General features: G+C 70.9%; 14 protein-coding genes. 5 read left to right on the top strand and 9 right to left on the bottom strand.

Going from position 1 to position 15240, the window contains the following annotated elements; translation table 11 throughout:
- The first annotated feature begins 25 nt into the window (after positions 1–25).
- The gene (locus ACIBTX_RS15215; RefSeq protein WP_396832603.1) at positions 26–2473 is read left to right on the top strand and encodes a hypothetical protein; all 2448 of its coding nucleotides are present in this window, start codon (positions 26–28) and stop codon (positions 2471–2473) included.
- Complete coding sequence (locus ACIBTX_RS15210; protein ID WP_357171448.1) at positions 2470–3483, top strand: aminoglycoside phosphotransferase family protein; 1014 nt, start codon at positions 2470–2472, stop codon at positions 3481–3483. Before ACIBTX_RS15215 ends, ACIBTX_RS15210 begins: the two co-directional genes overlap by 4 nt.
- Positions 3484–3698: 215 nt before the next feature.
- Here the strand turns inward: ACIBTX_RS15210 and ACIBTX_RS15205 are convergent, their stop codons facing one another.
- The gene (locus ACIBTX_RS15205) at positions 3699–4442 is read right to left on the bottom strand and encodes a TetR/AcrR family transcriptional regulator (protein ID WP_357171447.1); all 744 of its coding nucleotides are present in this window, start codon (positions 4440–4442) and stop codon (positions 3699–3701) included.
- A 102-nt stretch (positions 4443–4544) separates the two neighbouring features.
- Between ACIBTX_RS15205 and ACIBTX_RS15200 the strand changes: the two genes are divergently transcribed.
- On the top strand, positions 4545–5774 hold the full coding sequence (locus ACIBTX_RS15200) for a DUF418 domain-containing protein (protein WP_357171446.1): 1230 nt from the start codon (positions 4545–4547) through the stop codon (positions 5772–5774).
- Here ACIBTX_RS15200 and ACIBTX_RS15195 read toward each other — a convergent pair.
- From ACIBTX_RS15195 to ACIBTX_RS15170, 6 genes are all read right to left on the bottom strand, one after another.
- Entirely contained in the window at positions 5756–6376 is a 621-nt protein-coding gene (locus ACIBTX_RS15195) for a dihydrofolate reductase family protein (protein WP_357171445.1), read from the bottom strand. The two genes, ACIBTX_RS15200 and ACIBTX_RS15195, sit on opposite strands and share 19 nt — an antisense overlap.
- Before the next feature lie 4 nt (positions 6377–6380).
- Positions 6381–7208, bottom strand: coding sequence for a TIGR02452 family protein (locus ACIBTX_RS15190; protein WP_357171444.1), 828 nt, complete (start codon positions 7206–7208; stop codon positions 6381–6383).
- Positions 7209–7322: 114 nt separating this feature from the next.
- Complete coding sequence (locus ACIBTX_RS15185) at positions 7323–7895, bottom strand: GNAT family protein (RefSeq protein WP_357171443.1); 573 nt, start codon at positions 7893–7895, stop codon at positions 7323–7325.
- A gap of 227 nt (positions 7896–8122) precedes the next feature.
- Complete coding sequence (locus ACIBTX_RS15180; RefSeq protein ID WP_357171442.1) at positions 8123–8590, bottom strand: NUDIX domain-containing protein; 468 nt, start codon at positions 8588–8590, stop codon at positions 8123–8125.
- Positions 8590–8739, bottom strand: coding sequence for a hypothetical protein (locus tag ACIBTX_RS15175; protein WP_357171441.1), 150 nt, complete (start codon positions 8737–8739; stop codon positions 8590–8592). Before ACIBTX_RS15175 ends, ACIBTX_RS15180 begins: the two co-directional genes overlap by 1 nt.
- 101 nt (positions 8740–8840) lie before the next feature.
- Positions 8841–9395 carry a hypothetical protein gene (locus ACIBTX_RS15170; protein WP_357171440.1) on the bottom strand — a complete coding sequence of 185 codons (555 nt, stop codon included), beginning with the start codon at positions 9393–9395 and terminating at the stop codon, positions 8841–8843.
- 113 nt (positions 9396–9508) lie between these two features.
- Between ACIBTX_RS15170 and ACIBTX_RS15165 the strand changes: the two genes are divergently transcribed.
- Positions 9509–10441 (top strand): aminoglycoside phosphotransferase family protein, encoded by a 933-nt coding sequence (locus ACIBTX_RS15165; protein ID WP_357171439.1) that lies wholly within the window; start codon positions 9509–9511, stop codon positions 10439–10441.
- A gap of 57 nt (positions 10442–10498) precedes the next feature.
- Here ACIBTX_RS15165 and ACIBTX_RS15160 read toward each other — a convergent pair whose 3' ends face one another.
- Entirely contained in the window at positions 10499–11197 is a 699-nt protein-coding gene (locus ACIBTX_RS15160) for a Type 1 glutamine amidotransferase-like domain-containing protein (protein WP_357171438.1), read from the bottom strand.
- 92 nt (positions 11198–11289) lie between these two features.
- Positions 11290–12120, bottom strand: a complete 831-nt coding sequence (locus ACIBTX_RS15155) for a hypothetical protein (protein WP_357123311.1) — start codon at positions 12118–12120, stop codon at positions 11290–11292.
- Positions 12121–12329: 209 nt separating this feature from the next.
- Between ACIBTX_RS15155 and ACIBTX_RS15150 the strand changes: the two genes are divergently transcribed.
- Entirely contained in the window at positions 12330–15185 is a 2856-nt protein-coding gene (locus ACIBTX_RS15150; protein WP_357171437.1) for a BTAD domain-containing putative transcriptional regulator, read from the top strand.
- Positions 15186–15240 lie beyond the last annotated feature (55 nt).

Below are 15240 nucleotides of genomic sequence, written 5' to 3'. Positions count from 1 at the left end.
GCCCCTGGAGCCGAGGTTTCGCCGAGTGGCCGCGCTGCGCCGACGGTTCGTCAACCGGGAGTCCATCCTGGAGGCATATGCCGAGGAGTTGGCGAAGGTCGGCGCGAGCGTTCGGGTGCTCAATGTCGTCGGGGTGGGCGGCATCGGCAAGTCAAGGTTACTGCGCGAGTTGCGCGACCGGGCCGGTGAGGGTCGCCGCACGGCCACTCTCGATCTTCAGGTGCCCGCCATGCGTCAGCAGGAGGACGCCCTGGCCGTGCTGAGGGTAGAGCTGGGCCGGCAGGGGGTGCGGTTCGACCGTTTCGACATCGGCTACGCCGTGTACTGGCAGCGGCTGCACCCACATCTGCGGCTCACGGCCAAGGAGCTGCCGTTCGTCGAGGAGAGCGAGGCCCTCACCCAGATCCTCGACGACGTGTCAGGGATTCCGGTGTTCGGCACGGCTGTCGGCCTCGTGAAGTTGGCGGAGCGGGCAACGACAGGCGCTCGCCGTCGACGTCAGATCCGGATCGACGACACTTTGCGGTCGCTCGACGACCTCTCCAACGTCGACCTGGTCGACGCCGTCACCTTCCTGTTCGCCGAGGATCTGCGGGAATCAAGCGCCGACCGGCCGTACGTCATCTTCGTCGACGCGTACGAGGCACTGGTGTCGGCCTCGGTCCGGGCCGGCCGCGCCTCGATGCTCGACGTCTGGCTGCGTGACCTTGTGGCGCAGCTCGACCGGGGCCTTGTCGTGGTCGCCAGCCGCGAGCCGCTGCGCTGGCACGCGTACGATCCGAGCTGGGCCACGGTGACACGTCAATGCCAGGTGGATGGGCTGCCGATGAATGCCCGGCTGGAGCTGCTGACCGAGAGCGGCATCGCCGATGCGGCGGATCGAGACGCCATCGCCCAGGCGAGTGCCGGCCTTCCATTCTATCTACATCTGGCGATCGACACCTGGACCGCTGCCGGCGATCCAGGACGCGCCGTCTCCCCCGAGGAGATCCTCCAGCGCTTCCTGCAACACGTGGGCGGCCAGGAGATTCGCACCCTGGAATTGCTGAGCATCCCCCGGATCTTCGACTTCGAGATCTTCCAGGCGCTCGCTGACGCGTTCGACCTGCCTCGGCACCGGCCGGCCTGGGAGTCACTTACGGCGTACTCGTTCGTCTACCCGGCCGGTCAGCATGGTCATCGGCTGCACCAACTCATGCGGTCCGCCCTGAGCACGCACATATCGCCGGCCACAGCCCGCGACGTACACCGGATCCTGCGCGACATCTGGGCGGACCGGTCCGGACAGGCGGCACGCACCGAGGACGGGGTGGCGACCAGGGCCAGGGCCATCCGGGAGACCGCCTACTCGGCGCTACACGCCGAGGACGTCGACGGCGCTGGACTGCTGGAGTACGCCGACCAGGCGCTGAATTGTGGCGGCAAACAGGCGGTGGACGGGGTGCGGCGCGACCTCCAGGAGTTCGTTGGTGAAGGCGGTGACGCGACCGAACTGGCCGCCACGCTGCGATGCATGGAGGCTGAGTCGGCCGTCATGCTGGGTGACGCGCCGGCCGCCACGACGCTCACGTCGACGCTCGATTGGCCGGTGAACGAGGTGGTGGGTGCCCGGCTGGTGCTCGCCGCCGCCCACGGACGCCGGATCGGCGGCGCCACCGGGGCGGCCCGTCGGTTGTTCGCCGAGGTCTGGGAGAACCACCCGGGACCGGTACGGCATCGAGCGGGTGTCTGTCTCGCCGACATCGAGATGTGGCAGGGCCGATTCCGGGCCGCGTTCGCCATGTCCGAGCAGATCCTCGCCGGTTGCTCCGAGGACGACGCGGTGCTGCGCGGGGACGTAGCCCGGCTGCTGCACCTCGGGCACCGGTTCGCCCTCGACTTCCCGGCCTCGGAGCAACAGTGGAATCAGGCCTACGAGTTGTACCGACGGGCGGACACGGTAGTGGGGCTGGCGAACCTCGAGACCAACCGCGCCGAGTTGCTGGCGTGGACCAACCCGGCGGACGCGGTACCGGCCGCGATGGTGGCGATCGAGGTGCAGCGCACCATGGGTGCCCAGCACGAGATCGGCAAGGCGTTCACGGCGCTGGCCATCGCGCAGCTTCGGCTCGGTCGGTACGACGAGTCGGGCGGCTCGTTCCGGGCCGCCGCCGACGCGTTGGACAAGGCGGGTTACCGCTCCGGGCGGGCTCGGGCGGAACTGTTCCGGGCCTTCCTCAACGTCAGGCGGGGCCGCCGCGCCGACGCTGTGGACGCCGCGCGGTGGGCCGTCGCCGAACTGGTCGAGGCGGAGGTCTACCCGAACCTGATCGTGTTGGCTGGGCAGTTCCTCGATGCCCTCAGCGAACGCGACCAGCAGGTTACCGACGCCGCTGCGGTGGCCCGCGACCAGATCGATGCGCTGGACTCCCTCGTCGCGTTAGAGGAACGTGGCAGGCAACTGGTAGCGGCGCTCCTGGAGGAACAGCCATGACGTGGACGGAGACCTACGACCGGGCCCGGTCACAGGTGGATGCTGCCGCCGGCTACTACAACCACAACATCCGCGTCGAGGTCAAGTCGGGGCCGGTCATCGTCCGGATCCCCATTCACGGCGCAGACGTGATGGACCTGCGGCTGTGGCGCGAGGAGGATCTGCTGCCGGCCATCGCGCCGTACGTTATTCAGGCACCCCGGCTGCTGTTCCTCAACAAGGATCCCGCGTTCCAGATCCACCAGTTCATCCCCGGGGACGTGCTCAACGACATCGCACCGCGCGGCACCGCCTGCCCGCCGCACGTCCCGGATGACGTGGCGAGGCTGCTTCGGCAGCTGGCCGACGTCCCCAGGGACAAGCTGCCGCCGATCCCCGCCGACTGGCCGGCCGACGGCGACAGTGCCGGCTTCGGCCGCCGCCTCGCCGGAATCACCCAGTGGATCTACGACACCTTCGTCGACGAGTACCGGCCACTGTTCGACAGGTTCGGCATTCCGGATGATCCACTGACAGCGCTCGACCACATGTGGCCCACGCTCACCTCTCGGCCGTTCGTCTGCGTCCACGCCGACGTGCACCGCAAGAACATCATTGTCGACGACGGCACCAGCGTGTTCCTGGACTGGGAGCTGGCCCTGTGGGGTGATCCGGTCTACGACCTCGCCGTTCACCTCCACAAGATGACGTACCTGCCGGCCGAGGAGACGGTGTTGCTCGACCATTGGCAGGCTGCCATGCCACCCGAGTACCTGGCCCGATGGGAGCCGGACCTCGACGGGTACCTCGGCCACGAGCGGATCAAGTCTTCCATCGTCGACACCATCCGGTACGCGCAACTGTTCGTCACGGGCGGTCCGTACCCGTATCCGGAGGAGGACATGATCCGGTCGATGGCCGGCAAGCTCAACGCGGCCCGGCCGCGGTGGGGCATGACAGCGCCGATCGGTCTGGACGACGTACGCGCGGGGTTCGCCGACTGGGTCGCCTCTCACCGCTCGCATTCATGACGGCCAGACGCGCCGCAACATGCCTACGTCACCGACCTCGCCTGGGCGCGGTGGTCGCCGAGGGGCTGACGGCGTAACCGAAGCGACGTAATGGCGGCGGCTCGCCGGCGGCTCTCGTCTACGCCGCCGATGCGGCGGTTCTGCCGGTCCCGACAGGGTCCGGCCGCGCGTCCGCAACGCCGCCGGGTGTCGTCCGAGTTCTGGTGAAACAGGCACTAGTCGCGGACACTGCGGCCGACGAGCGCTTCGATGCCGTCCAGGAGCAGGCCGAGCCCGAAGGTGAAGTCGGCGTCGTCGATCCACTCCTCGGTGCCGCCCAGTGCACTCGCGCCAATGGCCGAGGTGAGCTCCGGGTAGCCGTCCGCGTCGAGTACCTGCCCGAGGATCTCGCCGTACTCGGCCAGCCCGGCGATCGAGTCGTCGGTGGCGGCCGGACCGGCGCTCAGCGCGTGGGTCAGGGCCGCCTGCTGGGTAGCGTAACCACTGAGAACGGTGGCGATGTTGATCCGTGCACCGTAGGCGAGCCCGGTGCCGGCGAGCGCGGCGAGCGCGCGGTCCAGCCAGCGCAGCAACCGGGGCCCGGTGGGCGGGGTGCGCTGGTCGAGCGCCAGCAGCCACGGTCGGGCGAGCAGGAAGTCGCGGTTGGCGCGCGTCCAGTCGAACAGGTAGTCGCGCCAGGCGCGTCCGTCGAGCGCGGGCGGCTCGGGCGCTGCGGCGTCAGCCATCATGACCAGCAGCTCGTCCTTGCTGCCGACGTAGCGGTACAGGGACATGGCCGCCACCCCGAGTTGGGTCGCGACGCTGCCCATCGTCACCCCGGCCAGACCCTCACGGTCGGCGATCCGGATCGCGGCGTCGACGATGCCGCCCAGTTCGAGGCTGGGCCGGGGGCCGTGCCGGGAGCTGGTCTCACGACCCCACATCCGGGCCACCACTGCCGGAAGCCTCCGTTGCGCCACGTCCGATTCTCCTCGCTCTTCACCCGGGGGTCTTGCCTGCACTCTAGATCTCGTGGACTCTGTATCTCATACGCTGTAGCTCATACAGAGATGGAGATCGTGATGACCACGCGGGTACCGGGCGGACGTCTGCACGACGTCGACGCGATCCGAGGGTTCGCCCTCCTCGGCATATTCGCTGTCAACGTCACCTTCATGGCCTCCGGCTATCCGGGGAACCTGGTGACGGATCCCGACTTCGCCTCGGGCCTCGACGACGCCGTCCGCACGTTCTCGTCGGTCTTCGTCGACATGAAGTTCTACGTGCTGTTCTCGTTCCTCTTCGGATACAGCTTCACCCTCCAGCTGACCGCGGCGAGCAGGGCCGGCGCGGCGTTCCCAGCACGCATGCTCCGCCGGATCGGTGGCCTCTTCGTCCTCGGCGCTCTGCACACCGTGTTCCTGTACGGCGGCGACATCCTCACCACGTACGCGGTGGCGTGCCTCGCGCTGCTCCTGCTGCGCAAGGTGGCCGACCGTACGGCGCTTCGGATCGCGGCGGCGCTCTACACACTCGTGCTGATCAGCCTCGTCGCCAGCGCGCTCCTCGTGGACCGCTCGGCGTTCCTGCCCGGCGAGGCCGAGGCGCTGGCCAACGGCGAGGAGGCAACCCAGGCACTGCTCGGCGGTTGGACGGCGAACATCGGCGAGCACCTCGCCGGCCTGCCCCTGCTGGTGCTCCAGGCGGTCACCCTGCAGGGCCCGACCGCCCTGGCATTGTTCCTGCTCGGCATGGTCGCCGGACGCCGGCAATGGCTGAACCGGACCTGGGGCAACGAGCCGGTGCTGCGCCGGATCCAGTGGATCGGTTTTCCGATCGGACTGCTCGGGGCGGCCGTCTACGCGGCCAGCGGCGGCAACGGCAACACTCTCGGCGTCGCGGCCAGCGTTTCGACCGCGCCGCTGCTGGCCGCCGCCTATGTGGCGACGCTGCTACGGATCATGCACAACCCGCGTACGTCGGTGGTCCGGGCGGCGCTCGCCCCGGCCGGCCGGATGGCCCTCACCAACTACCTCGTCCAGTCGGCGGTCGGCCTGATCGCCTTCACCGGCATCGGCTTCGGCCTCGCCGGGACGTTCTCACCCCTGGCCCTCTTCGCCTTCGTCCTCGCGGTGTTCGCGGCCCAGTTGGCGGCAAGCGCACTCTGGCTGCGGCGGTTCCGCTACGGGCCGGTCGAGTGGGCGCTGCGCTGGCTCACCAACGCCCACCGTCCCGCCTTCGTCGCCCGAACCGATCGGGTGCACGCGGTCGAGGACGGCGCACGGCGGCCCGATCACGCGTCCTCGGCGTAGCGGACGGCGTACCTGTGCAGCGTGACGCCCTCGGCGAAGGAATCCTGCTCGATCAGGTCCAGCTGCACCGATCGCTCCAACTCGTCGAAGAGTGGCCGACCCCCACCGAGGACGACGGGGTGTGTGAAGATCAGAAGCTCGTCCAGCAACCCCGCGCGGAGCAGCTGGGTGGCGACAGTCGCGCCGCCGACACCGATGTCGCCGTCCTGCTCCTCCCGGTACCTGGCGAGCAGCTCGACGGCGTCGCCGCCCGAGCCGAGGGTCCGGGTGTTGTACCCGGCCTCGGTGCGGGTGCGGGACACCAGCACCTTGGGCTTCGTCGTCCAGATCTCGCCGTACTCACGCATGAAGTCGGGCAGCTTCTCGTCGGTGCGCGCGGCCGGCCAGAACCCCTCCATCGTCTCGTAGATCGTGCGCCCCTGGACCATCGACGTCAGCGCGCGGGCCCGGGTGTTGAACTCCCGGTGCAGCGGCTCGCCGATGCGCAGCCAGTTCCCGGCGCCCTCCTCGCCGGGGGCATGCTCGATCCTGAGATCGAGAGAGACGTTCATCCAGTACACGAAACGGCCCGACACGTTGCCTCCGGTGATCGCGGTCTGCACCCACCTAACCCGACGTTGGCGAATCCTCGACAGATCCCGCCAGGCGTTTCCTGAACGCGTGGTACACGGGGGTGCCCGGCAGGCCGTCGTGGATGGCGAACACCACGCGGTCGAACCGATCGACCACGTGCAGAGCGTCGGCGAACGCGCCGGCCACCGCAGCGGGTTCGTTGCGGAACACCCCGCACCCCCAGGCGCCCAACACGATCGAGCGATGTCCGTGCGCGACGGCGACCTCCAACACCCGCCGCGCACGCCGGGCCAGCACGGCCGGCACGTCCGCCGCGTGCGCCGGCTGGTTGCGCACGATCGCGCCGAGGTTCGGCGCCGCGGCGGTCAGGAACGACGTCGGGTACGGCTGCTCGAGCAGGTTTCCCCTGTCGTCCCGGAACACCGGCACCAGCGGGGAGTAGATGACCCGGTCGCTGTAGCGCAGATCCTGCTCAGCACGGTGGAACGCGTAGAACTCCGGCACGGCACGCAGACACGGGTAGAGCGCCGACGAGCGGGCGATGCTCTCCTCCTGCGCCTGCGCCCCGCCCAGGAACCCGCCACCCGGGTTCTTCGCCGACGCGAACACCAGGCATGCCGCGCCGGGCCCGAGCCGGTACGCCGCCTGCAACGTCGACTCGTGCGTCACCTCCATCGTCGCGGCGCCGGGTGCCGCGTCCCGCGCCTCGAACACCTCGTCGGGGAGGTGATGACGAGTCCCGGCGACCGCGGCGCGTACCGCCTCACCGACGACGACCTCGACGCCGTGGTCATTGCGGTAGCGTCCCGACTCGACGATCGCGACGGTCTGCCGGGCGATCTCCCGAAGCCGGCCGCTCACCGGTCCACCCGCGGGATCAGAAGACGAAGGGGGGCCACAGCCAGCAGGCTAGGCAGGGACAGCAGCCGCCCACAAGCGGATTTCGGGATCACGCTCGATAACCGCTGGCGAGGCTCACAGGGGTGACGGGTCGTCGCGCAACCGGCTGTAGAGCCAGCCGTCCCGCCAGGCGCCGGCCCGGAACTCACAGGCCCGTACGACCCCCTCCAACTGGAAGCCGGCCTTCTCCAGCGACCGCTGCTCGGCGACGTTCTCGGCGTGGGTGCTGGCCTGGATGCGCTGCGCCGGCGTGTGGCTGAACAGGTAGTCGCAGAGCAGCGCCTGGGCCCGCCAGCCGATGCCCTGACCGCGCCACTCGGGCAGCAGCACGATGCCGATCTCCCAGTAGGGCGCCCGACCTCCGTACTGGCGCTGGAGGTAGCTGAGGTAACCCGCCCGCGAGTCGGTCGCCGGCTCGACCTGCACGACCAGGCCACCGGTCCGCTCGCCGAGGTAGCCGTCCTCGGCGAAGCGACGGGCCGGCGCGGCGGCGTCCCGAAAACCAGCCCAGTCGAGGCCGATCAGCCCGGGTTCGACCGCGAACCGGCGCAACATCTCCAAGTCGTCCTCGGTCACCGGACGCAGCCGGACCGTCGATTCGGAAGCCTGGTGCACGACGCCGACCACCTGCGGCTCAGAACTGGTCACCCTGGTGACCGTAGCGACGAAACGGCCGATCCGCTGTCCCGATAGGGCGTGTGTCAAAGTCCTGGGTCGAGCCGAGGCGGAGTCCAGGCGGCGGTCCGGCAAGGCGGAGATGGGCTCGGATACCGGTGTTGTATCCGGGCCCATCTCCAACGCCGCCGGCCGTCGGCTGGGCCCGCCGCAGGCCGGCCAAGGGCTTTGACACACGCCCTAGGGCAGACCGACCGCCGTCAGCTCGCGAGGTGGCCGGTTGCCCCCAGCAGCGCCCGGGTGAACCGGTTGAGGCCGACACTTCGTAGCCGCGCCGGGGTGAACCAGTCCAGTTCGCAGATCTCCTCCTGGTCCGGGGCGGGCGTCCCGTCGACGATCACCGCCTCGTAGACGGCGGTGACGTACGCGACCTGGTCACCGTTTGAGTAGGTGACCTCGTAGTCCGTACCGCCCAGCACGTCCAGCAGCCGCAGCCGGCCGATCTGGACGCCGATCTCCTCACGGACCTCACGCACGGCCGCCTGGGCCGGTGATTCGCCGATCTCGACCGCGCCACCGGGCACACCCCACCTGTCCGGGCTTCCGGTGTGTCGTACCAGCAGGAGCCGCCCGTGCTCGTCGACGACGAGGACCGACACCGACGGCAGCTGGATCAGCTCGGGGCCGATCACGGCCCGCAGCCGGGCCAGGTGCGCGGAAATGGCCATCAGCGCGGGAACGGATCTGCCGGCAGGTCCGGTAGCGGCGGAGCGTCGCCCGTCTCGTCGACGACGGTGATCTGCCAGTTGACGAGTGTGGGCGCCGCCAGCCGGCTCACCCGCCAGGCGAGGACGCCGACGGCAATCACGAGCGCCACCGCCCCAGCAACGAGCAGCCACCGCCACGGTGACACCCGATGGTCAGCGCGCGGGGGCGGCTGCAGGTTCTTGCGCCGGAATACCCAGATCGGAGGCCCGATCAAAGCCACGACAGCACCTCCTGGGCAACGGTGGCGGCTGACTCGACCACCGCCGGATCGGCGACGCCGGTGGCCTCGTAGTCGACGAGCACCCCGTGGGTGCCGAGACACACCGAGAAGTGGATACGCCGACCGGTCTCGCTGTCACCCGAGAGGTAGTAGAGGGCACGGTCTCCGAGCGCGAACGGTTGATTCCTTCTGTTCGAGGCCGGCTGCAGTCCACCACGGTCCAGGCAACGCGGACCGCGGCCTTCGTATCGGCCGTACCGTCCGAGTGACACCCACAACGAGGTACGTGGGGCCTGGGTCCCGGACATGCTCTTGACCCAGCAGTAGTTCGAGCGCATGGCCGACTCGTTCTGCTCGGCCGCCTCAGGGGTACCGTGCCCGGGAACGAGACGATCGAGCACCTCCGACCGGATGAGCGGGCAGACCGCGGGAGGCGCAGGCGGATCGACCGTCGTACTCCGCCAGCCCAGCCAACCGCCGACGGCCACCGAGAGCAGGACGCAGAGGGCCACCACCAGGGCGCTCTCCCAATGTCCCCGCCGCATACCGGCAGTGTGACCGGACGCCGCAAATGGCCATCGATACGCCGAGAGCGCCGCAACTGCGCCGCCCGCCGCTAGGCTCAGCCGCCTCGATAACCTGACGAAGGATGATTGTCGTGCCAGCCGCTCCCCTGTCGCCCGATGTGCCGATGCACGAGGGCCAGCTCACGGTCTCACTCGACGTGGTGCAGCAGTTGGTGGACACGCAGTTCCCCGAGTGGCGGGGCCTGGCTCTCCAGCGCGTCGCCTCGCAGGGGACGGTCAATGCCATCGTCCGTGTCGGGGAGCGGTTGACGGCCCGATTCCCCCTCCAGCCTCAGGAGGTCGACGTGGCACAGGCCTGGCTGGAACGCGAGGCGGAAGCGGCCCGAGAGCTGTTGGGGCGTACGCGATTTCCCACTCCGGAGCCGGTCGACATCGGTGAACCGGGTGCCGGCTACCCGCTTCCCTGGTCGGTCCAGACGTGGATACCCGGAGTTGTTGCCACCGATGACGACCCCGGCGACTCGGTCGCGTTCGCGCACGATCTCGCCGAGTTCGTCGACGGCGTGCGAGCCATCGACACAGGCGGCCGCACGTTCACCGGCCAGGGTCGCGGTGGCGAGCTACCCGCACACGACGACTACCTGAAGGACTGCTTCCGGCACAGCGAAACGTTGCTGGACGTTCCGCCGCTCCGCCGGTTCTGGGAGGTGATGAGGGAACTGCCGCGGGGCGAGGCCCCGGACACGATGAACCACGGCGATCTCATACCCGGAAACGTCCTTGTCTCCGACGGGCGGCTGGCCGGGGTTCTCGACGTGGGTGGGCTGGGCCCGGCCGATCCTGCCCTCGACCTCGTCGGCGCCTGGCACCTGCTGGATCGGGAGCCACGCCAGGCGTTCCGGAAGCGACTCGACTGCGACGATCTCGAGTGGGAGCGCGGTAGGGCGTGGGCCTTCCAGCAGGCGATGGGACTGGTCTGGTACTACCACCGGACCAACCCGACGATGAGCCTGATCGGCCGACGCACCCTCGCGCGCATCAGCGCCGACCCACCGGCATCCTGAGCATCGTCCGCCTCCCGTCCCGGGCGCGGTGATCGGCCGGTCTGCGCGGCCGAATCGTCACGACCTGGCGCCGCCGTTGAGCAGTCTCCAGTGGCCTTCGGAGATGACGTCGACGGCCCCGTCGACCACCCTGATGGCGGTGTTGTCGTCGATGGCGTAGGTCGGGACCGGAATGCCGGCTGCCCACTTCTCGATGCTGGACAGTGTGGTGTCCGGCATGTCCGGATGATCGAGGTGGGGGTACAGCGTGAAGTCCACCAGGCCCAGCGCCCGGTCGGCGCCCTGCGCCATGTCGCTGCCGTCCGGAACGAACTGACTGTCGAACTCGGCGTCGCAGTTGTACGGGGTGACCGCGATGCTCCCGGCGCTGACCCCCACATAGACCGTGTCACTCAACGACGGCAGGAGGTCGGCCAGGCCCGACTGGCGCAGCCAGTAGGTCAGGTACAGCACGTCGCCGCCCCAGACGAGGAGGGCGTCGGCCTCTCGGACCGCCGGGATCCAGTTCTCCTGCCGAATGGTCGGCAGCGCCGTGAGTTCCAACATCCCCAGGGACTTCCAACCCAGTTGGGTCAGCGGGATCGACGCGTGGCCGTGGACCGCCTTCCACGCTTTCTCGGCGCCACCGGGGAAGGGGTGAACGCCGGTCGGGATGAACAGGGCCGTGGACTCGGCGATCGGCTTGCCCAGCAGGTCGACGAGCGCGTCGGAGATGCTCGGGTTACTGATGCCCCCGGACGTGAGAAGAAACCTCATGAGCTCCGCTCCCCTGGTCGTCACCTGATGAGGATCATATTGCCCACGCGGACCGGCGACCGGGGCCGCCAGTGGCGGCCCCGGTCGGCGAATCAGCTCCCGCAGATGGCGTACCCGTTGAGGCTCCACGAGCCGGCGAAGCCGTCGGCGTCCTCGTCCGCCCGTGCCCGAACGGTGTTCCCCCCGGTGATGTTGATCGCGGTCAGCAACACCTGGCCGTTGCCGGCGTTGATGTCGGCGCCCGCGCTGTAGAGGCCCTTGCCGGCCGGGCACGACTTGACGGCGTTGTCCGACGAATTGCTCGCGCTCGTCCCGGTCAACGCGACCCGCTCCAGCCCGGCGGGCGCGTTGGCGCAGACGGCGATCGAGGTGGCGCTCCAGCCGGCCGGCGAGGTGCCCTGCACCGCGACCGCCCGGACGGTCACCGAGGTCAGGTCGAACGACGGCACGACCTGGTCGAGCACCACGTCACCCAGGCCGCTGTTGACCCGCCCACCCATGCCGATGACCTTCTTCGTCCCGCAGCTCGCGGTGACGTACTCCGTTCCGACCGCTCCGGTCGTGGCCACCACCTGGTATCCGGCCGGCGTCGTGGCGCACTGGGCGACGGCCTGCAACGCCCAGTCGCCGGCGAAGTTGGCCGGGCCTGCCTCCCGCATGGTCACGAAGAACCCGGTGCCGTTCGCCAGCGGCTCCAACCGGTCCAGCCCGACCCGCCCGGCGGCCGACGAGCCGGCGATCAGGAAGCCGCCACCCCCGGTGACCACCTTGCCGGCCGGGCAGGACGCCAGCGCCGACTTGTCCGCGCTGCTCTCGGCCGCCGAATGGGTGACCGTCTCCAACCCGGCCGGCACCGCCCAGGCCGGTGCCGCCCAGGCCATGCCCGCCACCACGGCAGCCGTCGACACAACTGCCGTCAGCACGCCCCGTCCCCTGGTTACCCGCATGTCGCTCCCCTTGTCCACAATGGCCGGACGAGCCGGCCCGCCTCCCCCCGGACCTGCGGATCCGGCGGCTGAGGAGAGCCTGGGCGAGGCCGCTTGGCGTCCGCTATCCGACCGCTTGGCGCCGGCCGCACGGGTCCCGCCGTCCATAGACTGTGGTCGTCCCATCACGACTGACGAGGAAAGCCATGCGGTGGTCAGTCCTCGGCCCCGTCCAGGTGACCGCCGGCGGGCGCGTCCTCCCCATCGACCGCCCCCAGCAACGCGCGGTGCTCGCGCTGCTGCTCCTCAACGCGGACCGGTTGGTACCTCTCGGGCAGGTCGTGTCGGCGCTCTGGGCCGATGACCCGCCGGCCAGCGCACGGACGCAGGTGCAGGTCTGCGTCTCCCGGATCCGGGCGGCCCTGCGCGAGGCGGGCGCGGGCGACCTGCTGGCGACGCAGGGCGGCGGCTACCGGCTCACCGTAGGCGGGACCGAGCTGGACCTCACCGAGTTCAGCGTGGCGGTCGAGCGGGCCCGCGTCGAGGAGACAGCCGGTCGGCGGGCCGAGGCGGCGCGGCTGCTGCGGGACGGCCTGGCGCTGTGGCAGGGGCCGGCGCTGGCCGGCGCGGCCGGCGCCTTCGTCGACGCCGCCGCCGCCGGACTGGACGAGCAGCGGCTGCTCGCGTACGAGCGGCTCGCCGCCGTGGAACTCGGCCTCGGCCGGTACGCCGCCACCGCGCACACCCTGCGCCCGCTGGTGGTCGAGCATCCGCTCCGGGAGCCGCTGGTGGCCGGTTACCTGCTCGCCCTTGCCGGCTGTGGCCAACAGGCCGCCGCGCTGCGGCTCTACGCCGAGACCCGCCGCCGTCTCGTCGACGAGTTGGGCGTCGATCCCGGCCCCGAGCTGCGCGAGGCCCACCTGCGGGTGCTGCGGGGGCAGACGACGGCCGAGCCCGCACCCGCGGGGCCCGCCGGTCCGACTCCGGCGCAGCTCCCCGGCGACCCCGCCTGGTTCACCGGCCGCGCCACGGCGCTGCGCCAACTGGACGCACTGCTGCCCGCCGACGCGGCGCGGGCCGCCCGGGACGGCGGCCAGGACGATCTCGGCCGGGCGGTGGTCATCTCCGCGATCGCCGGCACGGCCGGGGTCGGCAAGACCACCCTCGCGGTGCGCTGGGCCCACCAGGTCGCGCACCGCTACCCGGATGGGCAGCTCTACGTCAACCTGCGCGGGTTCGACCTCGACGGTCGGGCCGTGTCACCGGGCGAGGCGCTGCGCGGCTTCCTGGAGGCGCTGCACGTGCCGCCTCAGCGCGTACCCACCGACCTGGCCGGGCAGGCCGCCCTGTTCCGGACGCTGCTCGCCCACCGCCGGGTCCTGGTGCTGCTCGACAATGCCCGCGACGACGAGCAGGTACGGCCCCTGTTGCCGGGATCCCCGGGCAGCCTGGTCGTGGTGACCAGCCGTAACCGGCTCACCGGCCTGGTGGTCAACGCCGGAGCCCACCCGGTGATGCTGGACCTGCTCGCACCGGCCGAGGCGCGGGAGCTGCTGATCGCTCGGCTCGGTCGCGGCCGGGCCCGGCGGGAAGAGACGGCGTTGGACGAGATCGTCCGGTGCTGCGCCGGCCTGCCGTTGGCCCTGGCCGTCGTCGCGGCCCGCGCGGTCGGGCAACCGGACGTGCCGCTGGCGGTGCTCGCGACCGAACTGCGGGACAGCGGCCCGGACCGGCTCAGCCCACTGGCCACCGGCGATCCGATGACCGACGTGCGGGCGGTCTTCTCCTGGTCGTACCGGGCCCTGGACGCCGACTCGGCCCGGTTGTTCCGACTGCTCGGGCTGCACCCCGGCCCCGACGCCGGACGGACGGCGGTGGCCAGCCTCGCCGGTCTGCCGCCGGCTCGGGTCGGTCCGCTGCTGGCCGACCTCACCCGCGCGAATCTGCTCACCGAGCGCACCGCCGGCCGGTACGCGATGCACGACCTGCTGCGCGCGTACGCCGCTGAGCTGTGCCACGACACCGACCCCTCGGTCGAGCGGGAGGCCGCCCGACGCCGCCTGTTCGACCACTACCTGCACGCCTCGCACGCGGCGGACCACCTGCTCGACCCGTACCGGTTGGCGCGACCGGCCGCGCTGCCGCCGCCGGCGACGGGGGTGACCGTGGGCGACCGCCCGGAGCACGGGTGGGCGTCGGCGTGGTTCGCCGCCGAGCACCACGTCCTGTTGGCGTGTGTGGAACAGGCGGCAGCCGCCGGCCTGGACCGGCACGCGTGGACGCTGGCGGCGGCCCTCACCACGTACCTCGATCGCAGCGGGCACTGGCCGGAGCTCGCCGCCGCCCAGCGGACCGCGCTGGCGGCGGCGCGGCGTCGGGGTGATCTGGCCGGTCAGGCCCTGGCGCACCGCGGCCTCGCCATCGCCTGCACCTGGTCGGGCGATCACGAGGCGGCGCACCGGCACTACCGACGCGACCTGGAGCTGTACCGCGAGCTGGGCGACGACACCGGACGGGCGCACACGCACCTCGGGGTGAGCTGGGTGCTGGCCCGGCAGGGCCGGCTGCGGTCGGCCCTGGACGAGACCCGGCTGGCCCTCGACCTCTACCGGGCCGCCGACTACCGGGTCGGACAGGCCAAGGCGCTCAACAATCTGGGCTGGATGCACGCCCGGCTCGGCGAGCCGGGGCCGGCGTTGCAGTGCTGCCAGGCGGCCCTGCGGCTGCACGAGGAGACCGGCGACCGGCACGGCGCGGCGCTGACCTGGGACAGCCTCGGGTACGTCCGGCACGGCCTCGGCGACCACGACGAGGCCGCGGACTGCTACCGGCGGGCGCTGGCACTGCACCGCGAACTCGGCGACCGGTACGACGAGGCGGAGGTGCTGGACAACCTGGGTGACAGTCTGCGGGCCGCCGGTGACCTCGACGCCGCGCGCCGGGCGTGGCGGGAGGCGCTGACCATCTTCGACGAGCTGCGGCATCCGGACGCCGACCGGCCCCGGGCCAAGCTGGCCGTTGCGGCCGTCCCGGTGGCGCCCACCGGCGGTGGCGAGCTCTGACCGAGCCGGGCCGCCGGCAACAGCTGAAACGCGACGAGCATCCACCCCTCCTGAC

Origin of the sequence: Micromonospora sp. NPDC049359 (assembly GCF_044466585.1) — a bacterium.
Taxonomy (GTDB): Bacteria; Actinomycetota; Actinomycetes; order Mycobacteriales; family Micromonosporaceae; genus Micromonospora.
This window is presented reverse-complemented; position numbering and strand designations above follow the sequence as displayed.

What these genes read in the sequence shown, in the direction of transcription:
- ACIBTX_RS15210 (WP_357171448.1), top strand. Translation starts at nt 2,470, where the DNA reads ATGACGTGGACGGAGACCTACGACCGGGCCCGGTCACAGGTGGATGCT.
- ACIBTX_RS15200 (WP_357171446.1), top strand. Translation starts at nt 4,545, where the DNA reads ATGACCACGCGGGTACCGGGCGGACGTCTGCACGACGTCGACGCGATC.
- ACIBTX_RS15180 (WP_357171442.1), bottom strand. Translation starts at nt 8,590, where the DNA reads ATGGCCATTTCCGCGCACCTGGCCCGGCTGCGGGCCGTGATCGGCCCC.
- ACIBTX_RS15170 (WP_357171440.1), bottom strand. Translation starts at nt 9,395, where the DNA reads ATGCGGCGGGGACATTGGGAGAGCGCCCTGGTGGTGGCCCTCTGCGTC.
- ACIBTX_RS15160 (WP_357171438.1), bottom strand. Translation starts at nt 11,197, where the DNA reads ATGAGGTTTCTTCTCACGTCCGGGGGCATCAGTAACCCGAGCATCTCC.
- ACIBTX_RS15150 (WP_357171437.1), top strand. Translation starts at nt 12,330, where the DNA reads ATGCGGTGGTCAGTCCTCGGCCCCGTCCAGGTGACCGCCGGCGGGCGC.